Genomic DNA, 22932 nt, shown 5'->3' on the forward strand with positions numbered 1-22932 from the left:
GATCAATCACCGTAAGCTCCCGCCAAGGCATCGAAATGACCCCCTTGCCAAACCTCCCTTAAGAGGTCCGGCAAGTGTCCTCGATGTCCCCGAACGGGCGTCAAAATTGTCCTCGATGTCCCCGGTCCATACAGTCCCGCGAGGGAAGGATAAGAAACGGGCCCGAATCAGCCGCGCATGCGGGAAAGAAAGCCGCGCCAGCCGCCGGCCTGGCCGCGCGCCGGCGAAGATATCTCGGCGAACTCGTCCGGCCCGGTTCCGTCATCGACGCCGGGATCGTCGGGCGGCCGAATGATCGGAATGACCGCCGGAATGACGGACGCGGATTTTTCGCTTCCTGCGGGAATGTCGGTGCGGGCGCGAAACAGCAGGGGTGGCGGGGCCACCGCTTCAACGGCAGGCGCGGGCTTCGCGGGCGGCGGCGCAGGTGCGGCCTCGGCTAAGGACGGAGCCGTGGGCGCATCCTCCTGCTCAGCCTTGTTCTTGTACTCGGCCTTTGGCGCGTCCTCAATTTCGTTCACGTGCTCCGCGCGCGGCGGGCTTGCCGCCAGCATCGCCTGCTCGAACGGCGACGGCTCGATGGCGCCACCGGCGGACGGCAGCGCGGCGAGCGGCGTCTGCCATTGAAAGGCATCGAGACGCCCCGATACCGGCGATACCGGCCGCCATTTGTCGGAGACATAACCGTCCGCGGTCCAGACCGCATCGTGCATCGCACGCACCGCCCGCAACGTCCAGGCTCGCGCCTTGCCACTGTCGCCATGTTCGGTGCGCTCGATCTCCGCCATCAGCATCGCCACGCGCTGCGTCGGCGCGTCGACGAACCGGCCCAAGGCGTCGCGGGCCTTGCCAAACTCGCTGGCATCGATCGCGGCACGTGCGACCGCCAGCGCGCCCTCGAGATGACCCGGCGCCTTCGCGGCTAACGTTTCGACGCGCACCAGACGCTGGCGCGCGGAATCGCCGAGTTTGACGTGGGCATAGGCGTCGGCCAGATCCGGATGCGGCTGCGCCAGCCACGCGGTTTCCACGATCCGCATGGCGCGGCGGATCTGATGCGCCTCGCTCTGGAATTTGGCGGCGAGCACGGCCGCCGGCACCAGCGTCGGCGCCAGCTTCACCGCCTCCATCACGACCTCGCGCGACTGATCGCGGTCGACGGTCTCGAGTTCGAGCGCACGCGCCGCCAGCAACACGCCACGCTGGCGGCGATAGGTGTCCCGGTCGATCAGGCCGGACGCGTAATTGGTTTCGAGAATGGCAAGCGCCCCCACCCAGTCGCCTCTCGCGCAACGAAAGCCGAGCACGGCTTGCGAGGCCCAGGTCGAGGACGGCTGTGCCTTCAGCGCTTCCTCCGCGATCGCTACCGCGGCACCGACGTCGTCGGCGCGTTGCGCCTCGATGAACAATCCGCGCAGGCCCAATAGCCGCGTGTCCTCGCGCGCCGCCATGGACTGGAATGCCTCACGCGCGGCAGCGCGGTTGCCCTCCAACTGCGCCGATTGCGCATGCAACAGCAGCGTCAGCGGATCGGCGCCGGCATGGCGGCGCGCCACATCGGCGTGCAGGCGCGCAGCCGCGGCATCGCCATGGCCGATCGCAAGCAGTCCTTGCGTGATCGCGTGACGGCCCCGCGCGTGACGGCGCTCCCGCCGCGACCGGCGGATTTTCTCCGGCAGCCGCCAGAGCCCGCGCAGGATGCTCCAGCCAATCATCGCCACGACGATGGCGATGCCAAGTCCAAGCGCAAAGACCGGCAGCGTGGCATGCGCCCGCCAGCCGTTCCACGACAGCACGATGTCGCCCGGCTGGTCGGCGACCCAGGCGGCGCCCCGGGCCGCCAGTGCGACCAGCAACAGAAAGAGGATGATCCGGTACATCGCTTGGGTCTATTGCGCAGGCTTGGCGAGCGCCGCCATCGCCTCGGCGGCGAAGTGGCGCGAGGCTGCGACCGCTGCATCCCGCTCGCCGGCTTTCGCAAGCCACGCTTGCGCCACGGCGCGGTCGTCAGGATTCAGCGAGTTCAGTTCGCGCCGCGCTTCCGGCAAATCGTTGCGCAAGGCGGCGGCCGTGACGCGGGCGACGATGGCGCCGCGGTTATTGCCCACGGCATCGGTGCGCTCGATGCGGACGAGTTTTGCGGCGCCTGCCTTGAGATGATCGACAATGCTGGTGCTGGCCGTGGCGTTCGGTGGCGAAGGCGGCTCGAGCTTCGGCACCAGCGTCAACAGTTCGCGGCAGAGGGCCGCCGGATTCGGCACGCCCGACGATGCGAAATCCTCAAGCGGCTTGAGCGGCTGCGGATCGGCCGCCAACGCCTTGGCCGCGTTCAGCGCCTCGGAAAACGGTTCCCCCTGCCGAACCGAAATCTCGAGCATCGAGGCGACGACCAGCCGCCGCAGCGCCGTGTCGTCGGCCGGCTTGCCCGTGACCTTTGCAAGGCTTTCCTTGTCGGCGTTGACGGCGCGCTCGACCTCGGCCAGACGTCCCTTGATATCCGAGAGATCCGGCACAGCTGATGCGGCGGCCGGGGCCGGGGCCGCAGATTTCACCGCATCGAGCTCGGCCGCGAGTTTTTGCGATTGGGCCTGGGCGGTGCTCACGTCGTTCTTGAGCGAGGCGAGCGATTCTGACAGCGCATCCAGCCGCGACGCCACTGCCGGGTCTGGCGTTGCGGGCTTCGACACTCGTCCCTCAAGATCGCTGACGCGGGAGGTCAGCGCCTCGATGGCGCCGGTATTGATCTCGGCGATGGGACGCGCCGGCTCGGCTGGCCATCCCACCGCCCAGACAATGGCCAGGACGAGGGCGGCGGTGACCGCGCCGGTCGCACCGGCGATCCAAAACGGGTGCAGCGCCGCCAACGCAGGCCTGGACGAGGGGTTGGTATCCTCACTCCGGCTGGTGTTTTCCTGGCTTGTTTCTTCAGCCGGTTTCGTCACCTCGGACGCTTCGAGGTCGATGGTCGGCGGGGTGCGCCTGGGCCGGCCCGAATCCGGCGACAGCGTGGGATCATCGGGCCTGTTGTCGTCCATGCGGATTCCTCTAACGAACTTGCGGCGAGACTGACAGGAACTTCAAATTCGCCGCACGACCGGCGCCTTGTAGCGCGATCATCAGAACAAAGCACGTAGTCAGTAGTCTGATTCTACCTTCCGCTCCCGGTTTCGTGACCTACTTTGGCGAATGTTAGAATTCAGGACCACTGGCAAAGATAGATTTTTAGGGGTGTCCCCGATTTGACATTCGCGTGCGTTGCTCTGAGCGGTGTGAGCGAATGTCAAATCCGCTGCACAAGCGCGGCAAATAACGCGGCCTCGTCGGGTGAGGCGGCAACCACCACCCGCACCGCCCCGGCATCGCGCAACACGGTCGCAATGCCGGCGGAAAGACAGTATTGTGGCAGCGAGAGCGCCGATACTTCAACGCCGTCGGCGCGAATCGCCTCGATGAACGCCCGCGCGCTGCGCCTTGAATAATGCAGCACGGCTTCCACGGCATCGGTTGCAAAGGCCTTGCGGGCTTTCTCCGGCAGATCGGCGACGGCCGCCATGCGGTATGTGGTCTGGGTGACCACGGTGAAACCGCGCTCGCCGAGCTCGCCCGGCAGGTCGCGGGCGAAGTCGGCGCCGGCCAGATAAAGCAGCGGGCTTGTCTTCTTCAGTGCCTTCGCCTTCACGGATCCCATAACGCGTTCGCGCAGGCCTTCTGCATCGCTGTTGGCCGAGATGACGTTCGCGAAGCCGGCGGCGCGCGCGGCCTGCGCGGTGTGTTCGCCGACCGCAAACAGCGGCAGCTTCAGCAAGGGGCTGTTTTGCAGCCGCGCTTCGATCCCGCGCAGCGCGTTGGCGCTGGTCACGACGACCGCGCCGTAGGAGGCATCGCCATCGTCCTGGAAGGCGACCGGCTCAAACCGCAGCATCGGCGCCAGCAGCACCTCAAAACCCCTGGCGCGCAAGGCGCTCGCGGTGGCCTCGCCGTCCGGAAGCGGGCGCGTGACGAGAATGGCCATCTAATCGAACTTCCCAGCTGGAAGGCGCAATGCTACCGAATAGGGAAACGCCGGATCGGCAGAAAGTACAAGGGCGCTGGCGCCGCCCATTTGAAGTTCCTGCACCGCAAGCGGCTAACTCCTTCCAGGAACTTCAAATGGAAAGCGGCTCCAGAATCAATAAGTTTGCTAGCACCCATGACTTTTCGAAGTTCGTAAAGGTGGGCGCTGCGATTGAGTACGAACTTCGAAAAGTGGGTGCTAGATTGGCTGACGACGCGCGAACATTGGTGCTGGGGATCGAGACCACCTGCGATGAAACCGCAGCCGCCGTGGTCGAGCGCGCAAGCGACGGTAGCGCGAAGATCCTGTCGAATATCGTGAGGTCGCAGACCGAGGAGCATGCGATCTATGGCGGCGTGGTGCCGGAAATCGCCGCGCGCGCCCATATCGACCTGTTAGACGGCATTATTGACACCGCGATGAAGGATGCGGGCGTGGGCTTTGCGCAGCTGTCGGCAGTCGCGGCCGCCGCCGGGCCCGGCCTGATCGGCGGCGTGATCGTGGGCTTAACCACCGCCAAAGCGATCGCGATGGTTCACGACACGCCATTGATTGCAGTGAACCATCTCGAGGCGCATGCGCTGACGCCGCGGCTGACCTGCGCGCTGGCGTTTCCCTATTGCCTGTTTCTCGCCTCCGGCGGGCATACCCAGATCGTCGCCGTCACCGGCATCGGCCAATATGTCCGGCTGGGCACTACCGTCGACGACGCGATCGGCGAAGCGTTCGACAAGGTGGCGAAGATGCTCGGGCTGCCTTATCCCGGCGGACCGGAGGTCGAACGCGCCGCGCGCGGCGGCGATCCCACGCGCTTTGCGTTGCCGCGGCCGATGCTCGGGCGCAACGATGCCAACTTCTCGCTGTCGGGATTAAAGACCGCAGTACGCAACGAAGCCGCACGACTGATAGCGCCGGAACCGCAGGACATCCGCGATCTCTGTGCGAGTTTCCAGGCTGCCGTGCTGGAATCGACGGCCGATCGGCTGAGCGTCGGCATCAAACTGTTCCACGAGCGGTTCGGTGCGCCGCGCGCTTTGGTCGCAGCCGGAGGAGTCGCCGCCAATCAGGCGATCCGCGGCGCGTTGCAGCAGGTGGCGGCGAAAGCCGAGACCACGTTGATCATTCCGCCGCCCGCGCTGTGCACCGACAATGGCGCGATGATCGCGTGGGCCGGCGCCGAACGGCTGGCGCTGGGCCTGACCGATACGATGGACACCGTGCCGCGAGCGCGCTGGCTGCTCGACGCCGGCGCCACGGCGCCGGCAGGTTACGCCAACACCCGCGCGGGGTTTTGAGAGGCGTGATGCGTGAAGACCTTCACACCGCATGCCACTCTCATCTCCCCATGTTAGGCAGGGCCGAACGCGCGCTTTTTTATCCCTCCCCCCGCGAGCGCAGCGAGTGGTGGGGAGGGTCGACGCGAGTTCTAAGCGAGCGTCGGGGTGGGGGGTGTTTCGATAGATCGGCCCCCCACCCTGGCCTACGCTTCGCTTCGGCCTTCCCTCCCCACCGCTTCGCGGGGGGAGAGATAAGAACGCGCGGAGTTTTGAGAGGCAGCCGATGAGCGCATTCAACTCCATCGCAGTGGTCGGCGCGGGCGCGTGGGGAACGGCGCTGGCCGGCGTCGCGGCGCGCGCCGGGCGCACCGTGATCCTTTGCGCGCGCAGCGCCGAGACCGCCGCTGCGATTGCATCCGCACGCAGCAATCCGAAATTGCCCGGTGCGACCCTGCATGCCAACATTCAGGTGACGAACGATCTTGCCAGCGCCGCGTTGGCAGACGCTATTCTGATCGCAACCCCGGCGCAAAATCTCCGCGCCGCGACCTCAGCGCTCGCGCCGCACCTCAAGGACGGCACGCCGCTCGTCGCCTGCGCCAAGGGCATCGAGCGCGGCACGCATAAATTCATGACCGAGGTGATCGCGGAAGTGGCGCCGAAGGCGCGCGCGGCGATCCTGTCGGGGCCGGGCTTTGCCAGCGACGTGGCGCGCGGCCTGCCGACCGCGGTAACGCTCGCAGCCGAAGACGAAAAGCTCGCGAGCGAGCTGGTGCAGGCACTGGGCTCGGCGACGTTCCGGCCCTATCACACGAGCGACGTTCGCGGCGTCGAGATCGGCGGCGCGGCCAAGAACGTGCTCGCGATTGCGGCCGGCATTGCCGTCGGCAAAAATCTCGGCGCCTCGGCGCAGGCTGCGCTGACTACGCGCGGCTTCTCCGAACTCGCCCGCTTCGGCCGCGCCTTCGGCGCACGCAGCGAAACGCTGGTCGGTCTCTCAGGCCTTGGCGATCTGATCCTGACCTGTTCAACGCCACAGTCACGCAACTTTGCGCTCGGACAGGCGCTCGGACGCGGCGAGGCGGCGCCGAGCGGCCAGCTCGCCGAAGGCGCCTTCACCGCGCCGGTGCTGGTGGAATTGGCGGCGGCCGAGGACGTCGATATGCCGGTCTCCAACGCGGTCGCCGACATCCTGCGCGGCGCGGTGACGATCGACGATGCCGTTCAGGGCCTGCTGATGCGCCCGTTCAAGGCGGAGGGGTGAGGGTTTCGTGTCCCGGACGCGGCGCGGCATGACATGACGCGACGCAGATCCGGGACCCACGCACGCAAGGAATGAAGAATATGGACCCCGGATCAGCAGCGCACCGCCAAGGGGCGCTGCGCCGCATCCGGGGAATGACACCGCGCCAGCGATGATCGTCATCGCGACAGGGCGATAATGGGATGTAACAAGGCGCGAGATATCTCTCTTTCGTCATGCCCGCGCTTGTCGCGGGCATCCACGTCTTGGATAATGCAGAGAAGGAAGACGTGGATGGCCGGGCGAAACACGGCCATGACAAGGGGAGAGAGTCGCGATGAATTACTGGCTGGTGAAATCCGAACCTTCGGCCTGGTCGTGGGACCAGCAGGTGGCGAAAGGCGCCAAGGGCGAGGCCTGGACCGGCGTGCGCAATTTCACCGCGCGGCAGAATCTCGTCAACATGAGGAAGGGCGACAAGGCGTTTTTCTATCACTCCAACGAGGGCAAGGAGATCGTCGGCATCGCCGAGGTGATCAAGGAGGCCTATCCCGATCCGACTGACAAGACCGGAAAATTCGTCTGCGTCGACATCAAGGCGGACAAGCCGTTGGAGACGCCGGTGACGATGGCCGCGATCAAGGCGGACAAGAAGCTCGCCGACATGGCGCTCGTGAAATACTCACGCCTCTCGGTACAGCCGGTGACGGCCGAAGAATGGAAATACGTCTGCAAGATGGGCGGGGTGTGAACCTCATCGCGTCAGCCAACTCGGCCGTCATGCCCGCGCTTGACGCGGGCATCCATCACGCTTCGAAAAAAGCATTTTTCAATAGGGATGGACAGCCGTGGGTCAAGCCCGGCCATGACGACAGAATCAGCGGCGTTTCCTGACTGAGGCGGAAAATGCCATCACGCCCTCACCTCCTGGCGCTGAAACACGACGTAGCCGGCGACGAACAGCACGATGTTCGCCGCGATCAAGCCGACAGTTTGCGGCCAGGCGATCATGATGCTCTCGGAGAGCGGCAGCGGCGCGCCCATCAGCGCCCCGCGAAGCTGATCGAGGAACACCGCGCCTAGGGTGCGCGTGGTCGGCGACAGGATCGCCAGCATCGCTTCGCCGAACAGATCGTTCGGCGAGATGCGCATCAGGAATTGCGCCCAAAGGCTTGTGTCGGGCGTGTCGAGCCCGAGTGCGGCATAGCGCGGATCGGGCGGCGAGATGATCTGCGCCAGCGCCGGCGCCAGCATCGGCCACAGCACCGTGAGGAACAGCCAGATGCCGAGCGCAACCAGCGCCGCCGTTGCGGGCGAGCGGAACACGATCGACAGCAGCATGGCGAGCGCCAGCCATACGCCGGCATAGAAGATCGCGATCACGAGAAACACCAGCGATCGCAGAATCTCTTCCGTGCCGGGCGGCACGCCAAGGAAGATCAGCCCGAGCCCGATCACCAGCAACCACAGCGCGGTGAGGCTGACGGCGAGCGTCGCAAGGCCCGCGAGGAATTTTCCGGTCAGGAGCGCGTCACGGTAAATCGGCTGCGCCAGGATACGCGACAGCGTGCGGCGGTTGAACTCGCTGTTGACGGAATCGAAGCCAAGCCCGATCGCCATCAGCGGGATCAGGAATCCGAGGATCGCGACAAACGACGGCAGCGGCGAATTCGACAGCGTGAACAGCCGCAGCAGCAGGAACGGATCCTCGGCGGTGTTGGTGCGAAGGTTGGTGATCGCGCCGTAGAGCGCGGCGAGCGCCGTCAGCACGATCAGCCATTCCAGCACCAGCATGCGCACGCTGGAGACGTTGTCGGCCAGTTCCTTGGCAAAGACGGTGCCGAGGCCCTGGAACGGGGAGCCCTCACGCCGCATGACGCGCATCTCCCGCTTGCTGGCCCTGGAAGTAGCGGGCGTAGATCGCTTCCAGACTTGGTTCATCGACCGACAGGCGCTTCAACGATCCGTTCACCGCGACCACCGCGCGCGCAGCGTCGGGGCGCACGTCGCGCTCGGCTGTCATGCGGAAGCGATCCTCGGCGAGCGTCTCCACATTGGACACGCCGGGAATCGTGGCGAGCCGCCGCGCGATGCCGCTTCCCTCCGCCTCGACCTCCACCGCGAAGCCTGCGCCGAGCACCTGTACCGAGAGTTCGGCGACCGAGCCCATCAGCACGATGCGTCCGGACTGGAACAGCGCGACGCGGTCGCAGATGCGCTGCACCTGATCGAGCAGATGCGACGACAGCAGCACCGTAATGCCCTCGGCCTTGAGCTCGCGGATCAGGTCGAGAAATTCCCGTGTCGCCTGCGGGTCAAGGCCGGAGGTCGGCTCGTCCAGAATGGCGATCTCGGCCTTCTTGACAATGATCTCGGCGAGCCCCAGCCGCTGGCGCATGCCGCGCGAGAAAGTCGCGACACGCTTGTGCGCCACATCGTCGAGACGCACGCGCTTGAGCGCCTGTTCGATCCGGAACCGCCGCTCCTTCAGCGAAAGCCCCATCAGCGTGGCGGTGTAGCTGAGATTTTCAACCGCCGAGAGCTGATCGTAGAAGCCAACGGAGTCCGGCAGATAGCCAACCCGGCGCTTCACCTGGAGCGGCTGGCGCGCCGGATCGAAGCCGAGCACGCTGATGCGGCCCGATGAAATCTCGGTCAGCCCCAGCATCATCAGGATCGTCGTGGTCTTGCCGGCCCCGTTGGGACCGAGCAGGCCGAACACCTCGCCCTTGGCGATATCGAAGCTGATGTTGTCGACGGCGCTGGCGTTGACATAGCGCTTGGTCAGACCATCAGCTGCGATCACCGTGGCGGGCGACGCAGAGGCGATTTCTTTCCCGGTTTCGCTCATCGCCGTCCGAACCTCGCTACAGCCGTCAGCATCAGAAGCAGCGCAATGCCGATCACGCCGGCGCCCACCATGCCCCACACGGTCGAGGTGTTGACGGTGATGCGGAACTGGCTGGAAGCGTTTTCGCCGCGCGAATTGGCGTTGACCGAGACCATGTAGTCGCCGGCGAGCGACTTGTCGCTCGGCGTCACCAGCGCCTGGACTTCGGCATCCTTGCCCGGCACCAGGCGATCGACGGTGGCCGGATCGAACGCAACCTTCCAACCGGAGGGCGCGCTCGCCGACAGCTTGACGTTCTCGGCCGGCGCGCTGCCGGTATTGGTCACGACGATCGGGATCGAGCTCTGCTTTGCGGCAACCGCGCGCGCGCTCAAGAGGCCATCGCGTCCGGCTACCTGCAGGCGCGGCTGGCCGACGACATCGAGGGCGAGATCGGCGGTGGCGGAAGCATCGCCCGCCTTCACCGTTGCGGTGACCGGGAAATGACCGGCATCCACCGTGCTCGGCGGCCGCACGTGCAGCTTGATGTCCTTGGATTGACCCGCGTCGATCGGAATCGAGGAGAGTTCCTGGCTGCCATAGGCCTCGGTAAACGAAGTTTCGAAATTTTGCGGCGCCTGCGCACCGAAGCTGACATTCAAATTGCGGCCGGAATCGTTCTTGATGGTCAGCGTATACTCGAAATTGGATTTCGGGCTGCCGCGCAGCGAAGGCAGTTGCGCCTTCACGGTGAGCTTGGCCGGCAGTTCCTTGGCGAGCGCCACCTGAATCGGCAGGCTCGTCTGGTTGCCCTCCCCTTTCGCTTCGACCGTCAGCGTTTGCTGATCGAGCTTGCTGCTCGCGGGCACGTCGAGCCGCAGCTGCAACGAAACGTCCTTGTCGGGCGCGGGCATCGCGGCTGCCACGGGCTGACCGCCACCGAGGATCGTTGCGGTCCAGCCGCCCGGCACACCAGATACCGAGAGCTCATATCGCTCCGGCGCGAGACCGTAGTCCTGAAGTCGCAACGGAATGTTGGAGGTGGTGCCTGGCCTGATCGTAACCGCGGGATAATCGGTCATCAGGTAAAGGCCCTTGATGGTGGGCTGGTGCTCGTCGGCCGCGATCGCGGCCGGAGCAAGCAAGGTCGAAACGAAGAGAGCAATGGGGGCGAGAGCGAACGCTCGCATGACAACACTCCTGCTAACGTGAGCTATTCTTTGGGACGTGTGCCGCGCCGCCGGGCGCGAGAGAGCCACAACGCTCCCGTCTTACGTCCGAAAAATTTCGGCGTGCCAGTTACAAGTGAGTGAAGTAGAGTCAGACTTTAGTTTTTAGACTTTTGTTTTCGCAATCCGCGTTGCGCGAAGATTTCGCGACGCGGCTTTTGCGAAATTTGCAGCTGCCGTTGTAGCAAGCGTTCGCATTCGCTCTTCGCCGTGACGAAGGCGCCATCGTTGCTTCGCGCTGGATATGCGTTGTCACATCCGCGCGATTTGCCCGTCGTGCCAATGTGTCGCAGTTGCGCGGTTCCAGAGATCGTCGGCGTCGCCGACGTGATCAAGGAACGGATTCCGATCCGACCGATAAGACCGGCAAGTTCGCGCGTGTACATCACGGCCGACAAGAAATTCGATGCCATAGCCGTCGGTGAAATCTTTACAGCTGTCGATGCGGCTGGCGGCCGAGGAGCCGAAATATATGCGCAAGCTGAGGCGTGGGCTTTCAGCATTCTCTAGATAAAGCCATTTCTCTAGATAAAGCCATGCCAGATCGAATGCGCTCTACTTCACGTCTTTGAGCTTACGCGAGTAAAGGGTAAGCAGGTCATCTATGGATAGATGGTGAGAATCCACCATCTTCTGGATATGCTGGGGCGACAGGTCAGCGAAATTCTGTCCTTCGAAGCCCTTAAAGAATTCCCGGCAAGCCTTCTCGAACTTGCGCAATTCAGCGACCGGCACACCTTGTACATCGTGTGTGAAAGCGGCAGCGCTCTCGATTCGTTTGGCGGGATGGATTATCAGGCGCCTAGCTTGCATACCTTTATAATGCTTATCGAACCAAGCGGCGGACCGATTCATCTGTTCGGCCTCGCGTTTGTTGACCTCCGCTCGAGTGACGTCGACTTCACTCTTGCACTCGACGATGAGATACCTAGTATCATCAAGTGCCCAGAGATTATCGGGCCCTTCCTTCCACTCCTTATCCGGGCGTTCACCCGCAAACCCCAGCGCGCGGCTAAGTTCGTCAAACGCGTGCTCAAAGTTGTCCGCCTTCACGCCGAAGCGCAAACGCCCGAGGATGTCGGACACAGTCACATCCATCTCCGCGTAGGTTCCGAATGCCCGCACCCAGGCCGCTATGCGTTCCGTCCGCCCCTGACTAACAATGGTAAGCTTCGTAACCGTTACGCCGCCTGGCGGCTTCAACAACATTCGGTTCTTTTTATGCGCTGCGACCTGTAGCGCCTGAGATTCGGTCCGATCTGAGCGATAATGGTAGCGGGCGCGCTGCTGGAGATACCATGCTTTATCGTCCTTATCGACGTGGCCATCATCCATGAGTTTTTGGAGACGCTCAGAGGCACCGACGTAATCGCCAGCGGTGTAAGCTTCTTCCGCCGCGAGTTCGGCCGCATAGAGCTTAAGTACACTCTCGTTCGGACCGCGCGGGACAATCCCATCCATCTGCTCGGCATAGTATGCCTTCCACTCCGGATCGCGCCAGAGGCACTGCTTGATCAGCGTGACGTATGCCTTGCTGGGTTCTTCGCCTTCAGCTAACTCCTGACGCGCCATATCGGTAACGTCGAGTCCAATTTGAATCTGCTTATTGACCTGTGGGGATAGGAATCGGCGTGTCGCTTTCTCACGGATGAGGCGTACCAGATCGGAGCCTATTACCACGATCACGGAATAGTCTTTCTCGCCACGAACGCTGCGCCCCATACCCTGCTCGACCGCCCGCACTGTACGCATTAGCGTCGCTTCGCTGCCTGGGCGCACCTGCTCAGCATAAAGATCGATGAGGCTCTCCGAATATGGTCGGGAGTCGAAGACTAGGATGCGGCAGGTATCGTCGGGGAGATCGACACCGTCATATCGGTTCACCAATACAACCGTCTTCTCGCACTCCCCGCGTCGAAGAGCGTTCACGGCGTCTTCGATTGTGTCACGGACCGCAACTAAGGCACCGTTGTCCTCCCAAGCCTTGCTCCGCGCAAAACTCGGAGTCAGCGCGACGACTCCGTACTTTCGGCTGGCATCGGGCTTGCCATAGCCATTAACGATCGAATCTCGGTCCCATTCCTCATGAATTAGTGAGGGGATGATAACCATTTTTTCGCCAGACCAAGTCTCGCGGTCATAAGTGAGGGGTGCCGTGATTGTCTCGGGTGAAAGTCTCAATCCCTTTACGAGAAATGCGTCGTCGGTCACGGTCGCAGACATGAAGATGCGGTGCACCGCGCGCGAGTACGATCCGAAGGAATCGAGAGGTGGCACATATGGCTCGATCTCGATCGCGGCACCCGAGACGATACACTGGCAATGCACGAGTATGTCGCGCAGCAGCGGCCAAGCGAATCTTACAGACTTCCGCTGAGTTTGAGCCGATAGAATCGAAGCGACTTCGCTCTCCCGCTCAGTCCATGCCCAATAGGGCACTGGAAGCAAAGCCTCGCGTTTGGCGTTTTCGATATCTGCAAACGTGCCGACGCCTTGTTGCTCAAGTTCGGTTGCGAAGAGCGCCTTTAACGCGGCATACGCAGGCTCATCGCTCGGGATGCGGATGCGACACGCCTCCCTGATTCGGTCAGCGCAAGCATGTGCATCATCCATGAGGACCGTGTCGACTTCGATCGACGTCTTGTTCAATCCGAACTTTGTTATGCCGTTGAACAACTTCTGAACCGAGGTTACGAGAATATGGCTAGAGTTCAGGAAGTCATCGGGGAGGTCGTCCTCGGCCGTGCATGTTCGGATGCCGAATTGTCTTGCCTGCTCACAGGTCTGAGCGATCAAAAAGTGATCGGGGCACAGATAAACCACTGGTCCCCTCTCTGCGTTGAGCCGCGACTGGAGCATGAGCAAGCCAACAAGCGTCTTGCCTTGACCGGTATGGAGCTTGACGATGACGTCGCGCGTGGAGGCCTGACGGGCGTTCCATTCCTGAAGCACCGCCTCCTGAGATGGGCGAAGAGGCCCCTTGTCGTGCGTACGGTCCAGCGTGCTGTAGATCTTGATCGGATCCACAGGCTTGGCGCTCGCCTTTTTGGCTAGTCGCTTGCCGAAGTTTACCATATTCCATGGCCTCGCGGGTTTACATTCAGCGCACTCTAGGCTGCCGAGCACCGTAAATCCAATACAACCTCGCCGCTCTCGTTGATTTGCCCGTCATGCCAATCTGTCGCGCATTTTTCACTTGCGACGTCGGGCAAATCACTGGCACTTCTTCGCGCGTCCTGGGCTCAGAGACAGAGGGACGTTGGCCATCGTCACCAAACGTTGGGCGCGGGATGCGATGGACGCTTACTGCGTAAGAGACGAATACGCAAACAAGCGGACGGCGAAGTCGCGTGGTCCTGACGCCCCGACGCTGGCGTCAAGTCGACAATGATGCTTCGGCATTGGGTCGATGATGGTGGCAAGAAAGCCCGGTTCACCAGGGAGAGCGCGCTATAAGCCGTAAAACCATTCGCGCGGGGAATGCCGGGACGTTTTCGGCAAACCTGCGGTGACTACACTTGCGTGTTTTCTTTTCACGCAAGGCTGCGGGCGCGGCGAGCGCCCGGCATTCCCTGCGCCCTCTCGAGAGAGGGACAACGATTTGAAGAGCTCGGGTGAAAGAAAGCCGCGGGGACGAAGAGGCGTGTCTTGCTGATGTTGAGCCCGCCGGTGCCGCACTTAACCCTCTCGCCTTGCGGGAGAGGGTGCCGAGCGAAAGCGAGGCGGGTGAGGGGTAGAGCCCGTCGCGTGCGAAAGACCCCTCATCCGGCACGGACGTTGTCCGCGCCACCTTCTCCCGCAAGGGGAGAAGGTAAGGAAAGAACTCTATGCCGCGGCGGCGAGTACGACCTGCGCCAGCAACTGCTCGCGCTTCTTCTGCGTGCGGTAGCCTTTCATGGTCGCGGCGAAGCGCTCCAGAATGCCGTCCTCGAACGCGGTGACGATGGTGTCGTGCACGTAGCTCTTGCGGCAGATCGCGGGCGTGTTGGAGAGCTGATCGGCGGCGGCGCGGATCGCGTCCCCCACCTGGCGCTTGCGGCCGCGCTGGCTCGACGCCGGGGAAACGCGCGACAGCGATTCCAGCACCACGGCGGAGGCCATCAGCGTGCGGAAATCCTTCAGCGAAATCTTGATGCCGGCGATCTCGCGCAGGAACGAATTCACGGCCGTGGTCGAAACCGTGCGCACCGTGCCCGACGCATCGCGATACTGGAACAGGCGCCTGCCCGGCAGGGTCCGCAAAATCGGAATCGCGCGCACGAGTTTCGCCGCATCGCATTCCTTGCGCACGGCCTTGCCGCCCTTGGCCTTGAAGGAGAGCACGAAGCAATCGTCCTCGAGCGTGACGTTGGACTTGAGCATCGTGGTGGCGCCACGCGTACCGTTCATCCGCGCGTAGGTCTCGTTGCCCGGACGGATCGCGGTGCGCGCGATCAGTTCGATCACGGCCGAAAGCGCAAACTCGCGCGTCGGCGCGTCGCCGGCGAGATGCATCGAGACGTGGCGGCGAATTTTCGGCAAAGCGCCGACGAGCTTGGCGAGGCGATGCGCCTTGCGGTGCTCGCGGACCTTTTCCCAATCGGCGTGATAGCGGTATTGCAGCCGGCCGGCGGCGTCGCGCCCCACGGCTTGCAAATGCGACTTCGGATCGGGCGCGTAGCGCACCTCGGCATAGGCCGGCGGTACCGCCATCGCGTGCAGGCGCCGGATGGTCCTGGTATCGCGGATATGCGAGCCGTTGGCGCGCACAAAGGAATAGCTCTTGCCGCGCTTGACGCGGCGGATGGTGAGTTGGGTCTGTTCGCCAAGCGTCAGGCCGAGATCCTTCGCCAGAATCTCGACCGAGGGAGCCGTCGGGAGGGCGCGCTTGCGGGCGCGGGTTCCTGGCTTGGCGGGCTCCAGCTTGGGCCATTGTCCCAGCGCCTTGGCCAAAGCTACCTCCGGACCGGCCGCATCCGGCCGCGCAGTCTCAAAATTCTGCTGATCCATCATAGCTTTAGACGCCTTGCTCCAACGCTTACCCTGCTAATGCCGGCTGATTCTGTTTGTTCCGGCATGGGCCTGCGCCCCCCAAAGGGGTCATTCGGCCCAAGCGAGGCCATTTAGGGGGGAATGACTTAACGCACCAGCCCCGGCTTTTCCGGATGAGGTTTCTAAATACCTTTCGGGCCAGATGCAGCCCTGCCCTGCGGTCTTAAGTCTCACCCGAATCGCGGTCAGTTTGAAGGATCGAGCGGAGCCGCGCCGAGAGTTGAACCGGTGCAACAGAAAAGCCCGCCGAAGGTCGTAGTCGTTGCGCTTGTCGGCGTGATCGGCGCGGGCGCATAATCGTTTCAACAAGCAAGACGGCGGTTTCTCGTGTCAGTGGGCCGCAATCGGGTGGAGGGATCGAAATGTCCGAGAAAATTTACGACGTACCGGCTGACTGGGCGAAGCGTGCCTGGGTGGATGATGCCAAGTACCGCGAGATGTATGCGCGCTCGGTCAAGGATCCCAACGGCTTCTGGGGCGAGCAGGCCAAGCGCATCGACTGGATGAAGCCCTTCACCAAGGTCGAGAATACCTCGTACGAGCCCGGCCACATCTCGATCAAGTGGTTCGAAGACGGCGTTCTCAACGTTGCCTGGAACTGCATCGACCGGCATTTGGGAAAACGCGGCAACCAGACCGCCATCATCTGGGAAGGCGACGACCCCTCCGAGTCCAAACACATCACTTACAAGCAACTCCATGACGAGGTCTGCAAGTTCGCCAACATCCTGCGCACCCGCAATGTGAAGAAGGGCGACCGCGTCACGATCTACCTGCCGATGATTCCGGAAGCGGCCTACGCGATGCTCGCCTGCGCGCGGATCGGCGCCATTCACTCGGTGGTGTTTGCCGGCTTCTCGCCGGACAGCCTGGCGCAACGCATCAACGATTGCCAGTCCAAGTTCGTGATCACGGCCGACGAGGGCCTGCGCGGCGGCAAGAAAGTTCCGCTGAAAGCCAATGTCGATGCGGCGATCGCCAAGACCGGCGGCGTCGACTGGGTCGTCGTCGTCAAGCGCACCGGCGGCAAGGTCGACATGAATCCGTCGCGCGACTTCTGGTACCACGAGGCGGCTGCCGTCGTGACGACGGAATGCCCGGCCGAGCACATGAACGCGGAAGATCCGCTGTTCATCCTCTATACCTCAGGCTCGACCGGCCAGCCGAAGGGCGTGCTGCACACCTCCGGCGGCTATCTCGTCTTCACGGCGATGACGCACCAATACGTGTTCGATTATCACGAGGGCGACATCTACTGGTGCACGGCCGACGTCGGCTGGGTGACCGGCCACAGCTACATTCTCTATGGGCCACTGGCGAATGGCGCGACCACGCTGATGTTCGAGGGGGTGCCGAATTACCCGGATAATTCGCGGTTCTGGCAGGTCATCGACAAGCACAAGGTCAATATTTTCTACACCGCGCCGACCGCGATCCGCGCGCTGATGCAGGCCGGCGACGCGCCGGTGCAGAAGACCTCGCGCGCCTCGCTTCGCCTGCTTGGTTCGGTCGGAGAGCCGATCAATCCGGAAGCGTGGGAGTGGTATCACCGCGTGGTCGGCGACCACCGCTGCCCGATCGTCGATACCTGGTGGCAGACCGAGACCGGCGGCATTCTGATCACGCCGCTGCCCGGCGCCACCAAGCTCAAGCCGGGATCGGCGACGCGGCCGTTCTTCGGCATCGTGCCGCAGATCGTCGACGCCGACGGCAAGGTGCTGGAAGGCGAGTGCAGCGGCAATCTGTGTCTGGTCAGGTCCTGGCCCGGGCAGATGCGCACCGTCTATGGCGATCAAGCCCGCTTCGAGCAGACTTATTTCTCGACCTACAAGAACAAGTATTTCACCGGCGACGGCTGCCGGCGCGATGCCGACGGCTATTACTGGATCACCGGCCGCGTCGATGACGTCATCAACGTCTCGGGCCACCGCATGGGCACCGCCGAGGTCGAAAGTTCGCTGGTCGCGCACGACAAGGTGTCGGAAGCAGCCGTGGTCGGCTATCCGCACGACATCAAGGGCCAGGGCATCTATGCCTATGTCACGCTGATGGCGGGCACCGAGCCGAGCGACGAACTACGCAAGGAACTGGTCGCGTGGGTGCGCAAGGACATCGGCCCGATCGCCTCGCCCGACCAGATCCAGTTCGCTCCGGGCCTGCCGAAGACACGCTCCGGCAAGATCATGCGGCGCATCCTGCGCAAGATCGCCGAGGACGATCCCGGCAGCCTCGGCGATACCTCGACGCTCGCCGATCCGGCCGTCGTCGACGATCTCGTCAAGAACCGGCAGAACAAGCGCGCGACGGCGTAAGCCGAAAAGCCTGCGTCGGTTACGGGGCAACGGCGTGCTGTTGGTGACGCGCTGTTGACCCATTGCTAGACTCAAAGGCATCTTCACGCCGAAGCGTCGTTTGTCGCGGCGCTCATGACGAAGCGTGAGCGCAGAAGAGTCCCGTCGGCGCTTTTGCACGCGACGTCTGGGAACCGCCCGCGCTCGCTTCACGCGCTTGTCATTCGAAGGTTGGCGGCAGCGGACGGTTCCTCGGAGAGTGTGGTTTTCCAGTCATTTACTTTATTTCCAACATTTTCTTTCCTCGCCCTCGCAAACCACGCTGCGGCACGCGCGTGCACAACGCGGGTTAATCGGCGCGGTTAATATTTGAAGGGGAACCGGCCAGTTTCGAATGGTTGGGTCGTATTGGAGAGATCAATGTCGTTCAGGATGGCGGTGGCGGCGGCCACCATCGGCATGGGGCTTCTGGCCACCAGTACCGCGCACGCGCGTCCCGAGATGGTCGGGGTCAGCAGCGAATATTCGCCGGGGACGATCGTGATCAAAACCAACGAGCGTCGCCTCTACCTCATCCTCGATTCCGGCCGTGCCGTTCGTTATCCGGTCGGCGTCGGCAAATACGGCAAGCAGTGGTCCGGCACCACGCGGATCAGCGGCAAGTACCGCAACCCGGCCTGGTCACCGCCGACCGAAGTCAAGCACGACATTCCGAGCATTCCCGATCTTATACCTGGCGGCTCGCCGCACAATCCGATGGGAGTTGCCGCCATGACGCTGGCGGGCGGCGAATACGCCATCCACGGCACCAACCGGCCGGGCTCCGTCGGAGGCTTCGTATCCTATGGCTGCATCCGGATGCTCAACGGCGACATCACCGACCTGTACGAGCGGGTTTCGGTCGGCACCACGGTGGTGGTGACGCGCTGATCGCGGCAACGCATCTTTGACTTCAGACATCGCGACTTCAAAAATCGGAGGCGATACCCTTGCTCTCCCAGTCGCCATACCGCGTCGGCTCGGGGCCCTTTGGTCCCTGAAACTCCTTCGAGGGCGATTTTGCCTCAAGCGCCGCGGCCTTCCGCCGCGCTTCGGCTTCGGCCAGCGCGCGTTGGGCCGCCGGCGGGAGCTCACGTTCGCTCGCGGATGCGGCTGGCTTTGGCCCGGATGCCTCGTCCGTCATAGCTGGTCACCTCGAAGTCATACGCCAGATTCTTATAAATGGCATATTCTCATGCCAAAGCGATTCCTGCCGGCTAGAGCTCCGATTCCGAAGTTCGCAAGCTATGCGGCCCCGCCGATGCGAACTTCGGAATCAAAGGAGCTCTAGCAACTTATTGTTTCTAGTGCGGCTTTAAATTTGAAGTTCCAATAACGAACTCACGGCGAAACTGATAGGAACTTCAAATTCGCCGCACTAGTGTGGCGACACTGACGTTCCTTTCAGCGGCCGCCGCGAGTTCATCAAAGGAACGTCTGAGTCACAGCCACACTAGAATCACATAGTTGCTAGTGTTCCTTTGGTTCTGACATTCGTAAATGTGAGGCTGTGATATGATACGAATGTCAGAACCAGGACACTAATGACCCGATCCCGGCATTCGCATCCCTTCCTTTTCTAGCGGCCGCGAATGTCAAATCCTCTCCACGAGCTGACATGCGAATTGCTGCGCCACGATACAAGATGTACCTTCTCCATGCCCCCGCAACGATTCGCTCTGCCCACTGAAGCGCCTGGCCTCGCGGCGCGGCGGATCGCAGCCGACATTCTCGACGGCGTCCTGCACAAGCACCGCACGCTCGACGAACAGCTCGACGGCGCTTCCGCCCATCCTGCATTGAAAGGTCTTTCCGACCGTGACCGCGCGCTGATGCGGCGGCTGGTCGCAACGATTCTGCGGCGATTGGGCACGCTCGGCCATGTTCTTTCACGGCTCCTTGATCGCGGCGTTCCGACCGACGCGCCCCGCGCGCAAAGCGCGCTTTTGATCGGCGCCGCGCAAATTCTCTGGATGGATGTGCCCGACCATGCCGCTGTCGATCTGTCGGTACGGCTCGTGCAATCGGATCGGCGCGCCGCGAAATATGCCGGCCTCGTCAACGCGGTGCTGCGGCGCTGCGCGCGTGAAGGCCAGCCGCTGATCGACGAAGTGAAGTCGAAGAATCTCGACGTGGCGCCGTGGCTGCTCGCGCGCTGGTCGGCCCATTACGGCGACACGGCTGCGCGCGACATCGCAACCGCGCTCGGGCAGGAACCGTCGTTTGATATCAGCGTGAAGTCCGACCCGACGCAATGGGCGACGCGGCTGCATGGCGAAACGCTGCCGACCGGCTCCGTCCGCACGCTGCTGCAGGGCTCGGTGACGACGCTGCCCGGTTTCACCGAGGGCCAATGGTGGGTGCAGGACGCCGCCGCGGCGCTACCGGCTCGGCTGTTCGGCGACATCGCGAACAAGAAGATCGTCGACCTCTGCGCCGCGCCGGGCGGCAAGACCGCTCAACTCGTCCACGGCGGCGCGCAGGTGACGGCGGTCGATCGCTCGCCCGCCCGCATGGCGAGGTTGCGTGACAACCTGGAGCGGCTGTCGTTGAATGCGGAGTTAGCGGTGGCCGACGGCGCCGAATGGCTCGGCCAGAACCAGGGCGAAGGTTTCGACGGCATCTTGATCGATGCTCCCTGCACCTCGACCGGAACGATCCGGCGTCATCCCGACATCGGCTGGCTGCGGCAGGAGTCCGACATTGCGCCGTTGGCGGCCGCGCAGAAGCGACTGCTGCAACGCGCCGTCAGCGCCCTCAAGCCTGGCGGCATGCTTGTCTACTGCACCTGTTCGCTCGAGCCGGAAGAAGGTGAGCAAGCGATATCGGAACTTCTGAAGGTCGAAACAACGATGCAGCGCATGCGGATCGAGGCGAGCGAGGTCGCAGGCCTCGGCGAAATCCTCAATCCCGACGGCGATCTGCGTACCCTTCCCAGCCACCTGCCGCATCCGGATCCGAGGCTTGGCGGCCTCGACGGGTTTTACGCGGCGCGGCTGGTGCGGCGGAATTAGACGGGTACTACCTGGCTAAATCCTGATTTTGCACCGCTTTTGAGCCTGCTGCGCTGATTCGGACCGTTTCAAGGTGGTGTTTTGGCGGCATTTCCGGATTAAAAGGGGCCGGAAAGAATCCTCCCAGCCAAGGCAGGGCGTGTCACAACGCAGACGTATCTCGACGCTGATCCTCAGCCGCGTTGCACGCAACCTGATGGCGCGGGCGGGCGCCGGCTCGGTGGCGTTGTCGTCATTGTGGCCGAGCCGGACCGACCGCCTCATCATCGCGCCGCACGACCTGCGCACCGCGGACGCAACGCGCGCGGCTGAGATCTACGCCGGCCGCTTCGTCTTCGCGGGCAAGATCGTCACCTGCCACGGCCGCTCCATCTTCGAGCTCGAGCCGCCGTCGGAGGATTGGGAAACGGCGCTCCTCGGGTTCGGATGGTTGCGGCATTTGCGCGCCGCCGATACCGCGCTGACCCGCGCCAACGCCCGCGCGCTGGTCGACGACTGGCTTTCAAATCCAAATTTCAAGCGGCCGCTGGCGCGGCGCGCCGACGTGCGCGCGCGCCGCGTCATCTCCTTGCTGTCGCAAGCCCCGCTGGTTCTCGGCGACACCGACGGCAAATTCTATCGGCGCTATCTGCGCGGGCTTTCCCGCGAAATCCGATACTTGCGTTCCGCGACGATCGACATCGCGGACGGCGTGCCGCGGCTGCAGGTGCTCATCGCTCTGTGTTATTCCTCGCTTTGTCTTGCCAATCAGGCAAACCAGATTCGGAACGCCGCGCGCAAGCTTTCGGAGGAGTTGCAGCGGCAGATCCTGCCCGACGGAGGCCACATCTCGCGCAACCCCGGCGCGCTGATCGAGCTTCTGACCGATCTTTTGCCGCTGCGTCAGACCTTCGCCGCGCGCAATATCGCCCCGCCAGGCGCCTTGTTGAACGCCATCGACCGCATGATGCCGATGTTGCGCTTCTTCCGGCACGGCGACGGCAGTTTTGCGTTGTTCAACGGAATGAGCGGCACCCCTTCCGACGTGCTTGCGACCTTGCTCGCCTATGACGACACCCACGGTGCGCCGATGTCGAACATGCCGCACACCGGATTTCAGCGGCTGGATGCCGGCAACACCGTCGTGATCATGGACACCGGACCGGCGCCGCCGCCAAGCGTCAGCCAGGATGCGCATGCCGGCTGCCTTTCGTTCGAACTGTCCGCAGGCACGAGCCGGATCGTCACCAATTGCGGCATGCCGTCGACCAGCCGCGACAATTGGCGCAGCTTTGCCAGAGGCACGGTGGCCCATTCGACGCTGACCTATCACGACACGTCGTCGTGCCAGTTCGTGGAATTTTCCGCGATGAAGCGGCTGTTGCAAGGAGCGCCGATCGTCAGCGGTCCGACCGAGGTCGAAAGCCATCGCGAGGCCGTCGCCAACGGCATACTGCTGACGGCTTCGCACGACGGCTACCTCCACCGGTTCGGCGTGATCCATCGCCGAACGCTGATGCTCGCGCCGGATGGCACGCGGCTCGACGGTGAAGACACCGCGGTGCTGGCGCCAGAGGGACGAAGCAAGGCCAACGAAACCGACTATGCGCTCCGGTTCCACCTTCACCCTTCGGTGAAGGCAAGCCGTCTCAGCGACGCCAGAGGCGTCATGCTGGTATTGCCGAACCGCGACGTTTGGACGTTCGAGGCGCTCGACGACAGGGTCGAACTCGAGGACAGCGTGTTTCTGGCCGGCAATGACGGACCGCGCCGCACCTCCCAGATCGTGATCCGCCAGGAGTCGCACCATGCGCCGTCGATCCGCTGGAATTTCGCGCGCTCGACGTCGTCGCCATCGACCATAGCAGCAAAGCGCAGCACCCGCCGCGAGCCGGAGCTGCCGCTCTAATGTCCCGATTCCGAAGTTCGTAGCCTTTTACGGAGC

General features: G+C 63.3%; 17 protein-coding genes. 7 read left to right on the forward strand and 10 right to left on the reverse strand.

Annotation, left to right across the window (positions count from 1 at the left end):
• Positions 1-167 precede the first annotated feature (167 nt).
• The 3 genes from M6D32_RS06635 to M6D32_RS06645 form a co-directional block, all read right to left on the reverse strand.
• Complete coding sequence (locus M6D32_RS06635; RefSeq protein ID WP_298254580.1) at positions 168-1880, reverse strand: heme biosynthesis HemY N-terminal domain-containing protein; 1713 nt, start codon at positions 1878-1880, stop codon at positions 168-170.
• A 9-nt stretch (positions 1881-1889) separates the two neighbouring features.
• Positions 1890-3035: a hypothetical protein gene (locus tag M6D32_RS06640; protein ID WP_298254582.1), complete on the reverse strand. Its 1146-nt coding sequence runs from the start codon at positions 3033-3035 to the stop codon at positions 1890-1892.
• Positions 3036-3280: 245 nt separating this feature from the next.
• Positions 3281-4012, reverse strand: coding sequence for a uroporphyrinogen-III synthase (locus tag M6D32_RS06645; protein ID WP_298254584.1), 732 nt, complete (start codon positions 4010-4012; stop codon positions 3281-3283).
• A 245-nt stretch (positions 4013-4257) separates the two neighbouring features.
• Here M6D32_RS06645 and tsaD point away from each other — a divergent pair, with 245 nt between their 5' ends.
• The 3 genes from tsaD to M6D32_RS06660 all read left to right on the forward strand — a co-directional run bounded on the left by tsaD (position 4258) and on the right by M6D32_RS06660 (position 7325).
• Entirely contained in the window at positions 4258-5349 is a 1092-nt protein-coding gene (tsaD, locus tag M6D32_RS06650; RefSeq protein ID WP_298254586.1) for a tRNA (adenosine(37)-N6)-threonylcarbamoyltransferase complex transferase subunit TsaD, read from the forward strand.
• Positions 5350-5614: 265 nt separating this feature from the next.
• Complete coding sequence (locus M6D32_RS06655; RefSeq protein ID WP_298254588.1) at positions 5615-6595, forward strand: NAD(P)H-dependent glycerol-3-phosphate dehydrogenase; 981 nt, start codon at positions 5615-5617, stop codon at positions 6593-6595.
• A 316-nt stretch (positions 6596-6911) separates the two neighbouring features.
• Complete coding sequence (locus M6D32_RS06660) at positions 6912-7325, forward strand: EVE domain-containing protein (protein WP_298254590.1); 414 nt, start codon at positions 6912-6914, stop codon at positions 7323-7325.
• Between the two features lie 161 nt (positions 7326-7486).
• Here the strand turns inward: M6D32_RS06660 and M6D32_RS06665 are convergent, their stop codons facing one another.
• The 6 genes from M6D32_RS06665 to M6D32_RS06690 form a co-directional block, all read right to left on the reverse strand.
• On the reverse strand, positions 7487-8449 hold the full coding sequence (locus M6D32_RS06665) for an ABC transporter permease subunit (protein ID WP_298254592.1): 963 nt from the start codon (positions 8447-8449) through the stop codon (positions 7487-7489).
• Positions 8439-9425, reverse strand: coding sequence for an ABC transporter ATP-binding protein (locus tag M6D32_RS06670; RefSeq protein ID WP_298254594.1), 987 nt, complete (start codon positions 9423-9425; stop codon positions 8439-8441). Before M6D32_RS06670 ends, M6D32_RS06665 begins: the two co-directional genes overlap by 11 nt.
• Positions 9422-10594, reverse strand: coding sequence for an NEW3 domain-containing protein (locus tag M6D32_RS06675; protein WP_298254596.1), 1173 nt, complete (start codon positions 10592-10594; stop codon positions 9422-9424). Before M6D32_RS06675 ends, M6D32_RS06670 begins: the two co-directional genes overlap by 4 nt.
• 137 nt (positions 10595-10731) lie before the next feature.
• Positions 10732-11046, reverse strand: a complete 315-nt coding sequence (locus tag M6D32_RS06680; protein WP_298254598.1) for a hypothetical protein — start codon at positions 11044-11046, stop codon at positions 10732-10734.
• A gap of 142 nt (positions 11047-11188) precedes the next feature.
• The gene (locus M6D32_RS06685; protein WP_298254600.1) at positions 11189-13708 is read right to left on the reverse strand and encodes a DEAD/DEAH box helicase; all 2520 of its coding nucleotides are present in this window, start codon (positions 13706-13708) and stop codon (positions 11189-11191) included.
• A 750-nt stretch (positions 13709-14458) separates the two neighbouring features.
• On the reverse strand, positions 14459-15625 hold the full coding sequence (locus M6D32_RS06690) for a DNA topoisomerase IB (RefSeq protein ID WP_298254602.1): 1167 nt from the start codon (positions 15623-15625) through the stop codon (positions 14459-14461).
• Positions 15626-16026: 401 nt separating this feature from the next.
• On the opposite strand from M6D32_RS06690, the gene acs reads away from it, so the two are divergent.
• Together acs and M6D32_RS06700 are read left to right on the forward strand one after the other, a co-directional pair.
• Positions 16027-17976: an acetate--CoA ligase gene (gene acs / locus M6D32_RS06695; protein WP_298254604.1), complete on the forward strand. Its 1950-nt coding sequence runs from the start codon at positions 16027-16029 to the stop codon at positions 17974-17976.
• 399 nt (positions 17977-18375) lie between these two features.
• Entirely contained in the window at positions 18376-18885 is a 510-nt protein-coding gene (locus tag M6D32_RS06700; protein WP_298254606.1) for a L,D-transpeptidase, read from the forward strand.
• Between the two features lie 37 nt (positions 18886-18922).
• Here the strand turns inward: M6D32_RS06700 and M6D32_RS06705 are convergent, their stop codons facing one another.
• Complete coding sequence (locus tag M6D32_RS06705) at positions 18923-19138, reverse strand: DUF1674 domain-containing protein (protein ID WP_298254608.1); 216 nt, start codon at positions 19136-19138, stop codon at positions 18923-18925.
• A gap of 514 nt (positions 19139-19652) precedes the next feature.
• On the opposite strand from M6D32_RS06705, the gene M6D32_RS06710 reads away from it, so the two are divergent.
• Together M6D32_RS06710 and M6D32_RS06715 are read left to right on the forward strand one after the other, a co-directional pair.
• Positions 19653-21008, forward strand: a complete 1356-nt coding sequence (locus M6D32_RS06710) for a transcription antitermination factor NusB (protein WP_298254610.1) — start codon at positions 19653-19655, stop codon at positions 21006-21008.
• A 196-nt stretch (positions 21009-21204) separates the two neighbouring features.
• Positions 21205-22896, forward strand: coding sequence for a heparinase II/III family protein (locus M6D32_RS06715; RefSeq protein ID WP_298254663.1), 1692 nt, complete (start codon positions 21205-21207; stop codon positions 22894-22896).
• The last annotated feature ends 36 nt before the right edge of the window (positions 22897-22932 follow it).

The organism is Bradyrhizobium sp., assembly GCF_027307225.1.
GTDB lineage: Bacteria > Pseudomonadota > Alphaproteobacteria > Rhizobiales > Xanthobacteraceae > Bradyrhizobium.

Excerpts from the sequence above, each read along its gene's own strand:
- M6D32_RS06715 (WP_298254663.1), top strand. The coding sequence starts at position 21,205 with ATGGCGCGGGCGGGCGCCGGCTCGGTGGCGTTGTCGTCATTGTGGCCG.
- M6D32_RS06635 (WP_298254580.1), bottom strand. The coding sequence starts at position 1,880 with ATGTACCGGATCATCCTCTTTCTGTTGCTGGTCGCACTGGCGGCCCGG.
- M6D32_RS06665 (WP_298254592.1), bottom strand. The coding sequence starts at position 8,449 with ATGCGGCGTGAGGGCTCCCCGTTCCAGGGCCTCGGCACCGTCTTTGCC.
- M6D32_RS06655 (WP_298254588.1), top strand. The coding sequence starts at position 5,615 with ATGAGCGCATTCAACTCCATCGCAGTGGTCGGCGCGGGCGCGTGGGGA.
- M6D32_RS06705 (WP_298254608.1), bottom strand. The coding sequence starts at position 19,138 with ATGACGGACGAGGCATCCGGGCCAAAGCCAGCCGCATCCGCGAGCGAA.
- M6D32_RS06640 (WP_298254582.1), bottom strand. The coding sequence starts at position 3,035 with ATGGACGACAACAGGCCCGATGATCCCACGCTGTCGCCGGATTCGGGC.
- M6D32_RS06670 (WP_298254594.1), bottom strand. The coding sequence starts at position 9,425 with ATGAGCGAAACCGGGAAAGAAATCGCCTCTGCGTCGCCCGCCACGGTG.
- M6D32_RS06700 (WP_298254606.1), top strand. The coding sequence starts at position 18,376 with ATGTCGTTCAGGATGGCGGTGGCGGCGGCCACCATCGGCATGGGGCTT.
- M6D32_RS06685 (WP_298254600.1), bottom strand. The coding sequence starts at position 13,708 with ATGGTAAACTTCGGCAAGCGACTAGCCAAAAAGGCGAGCGCCAAGCCT.
- M6D32_RS06710 (WP_298254610.1), top strand. The coding sequence starts at position 19,653 with ATGCCCCCGCAACGATTCGCTCTGCCCACTGAAGCGCCTGGCCTCGCG.
- M6D32_RS06660 (WP_298254590.1), top strand. The coding sequence starts at position 6,912 with ATGAATTACTGGCTGGTGAAATCCGAACCTTCGGCCTGGTCGTGGGAC.
- M6D32_RS06680 (WP_298254598.1), bottom strand. The coding sequence starts at position 11,046 with ATGGCATCGAATTTCTTGTCGGCCGTGATGTACACGCGCGAACTTGCC.
- M6D32_RS06675 (WP_298254596.1), bottom strand. The coding sequence starts at position 10,594 with ATGCGAGCGTTCGCTCTCGCCCCCATTGCTCTCTTCGTTTCGACCTTG.
- acs (WP_298254604.1), top strand. The coding sequence starts at position 16,027 with ATGTCCGAGAAAATTTACGACGTACCGGCTGACTGGGCGAAGCGTGCC.
- M6D32_RS06645 (WP_298254584.1), bottom strand. The coding sequence starts at position 4,012 with ATGGCCATTCTCGTCACGCGCCCGCTTCCGGACGGCGAGGCCACCGCG.
- M6D32_RS06690 (WP_298254602.1), bottom strand. The coding sequence starts at position 15,625 with ATGATGGATCAGCAGAATTTTGAGACTGCGCGGCCGGATGCGGCCGGT.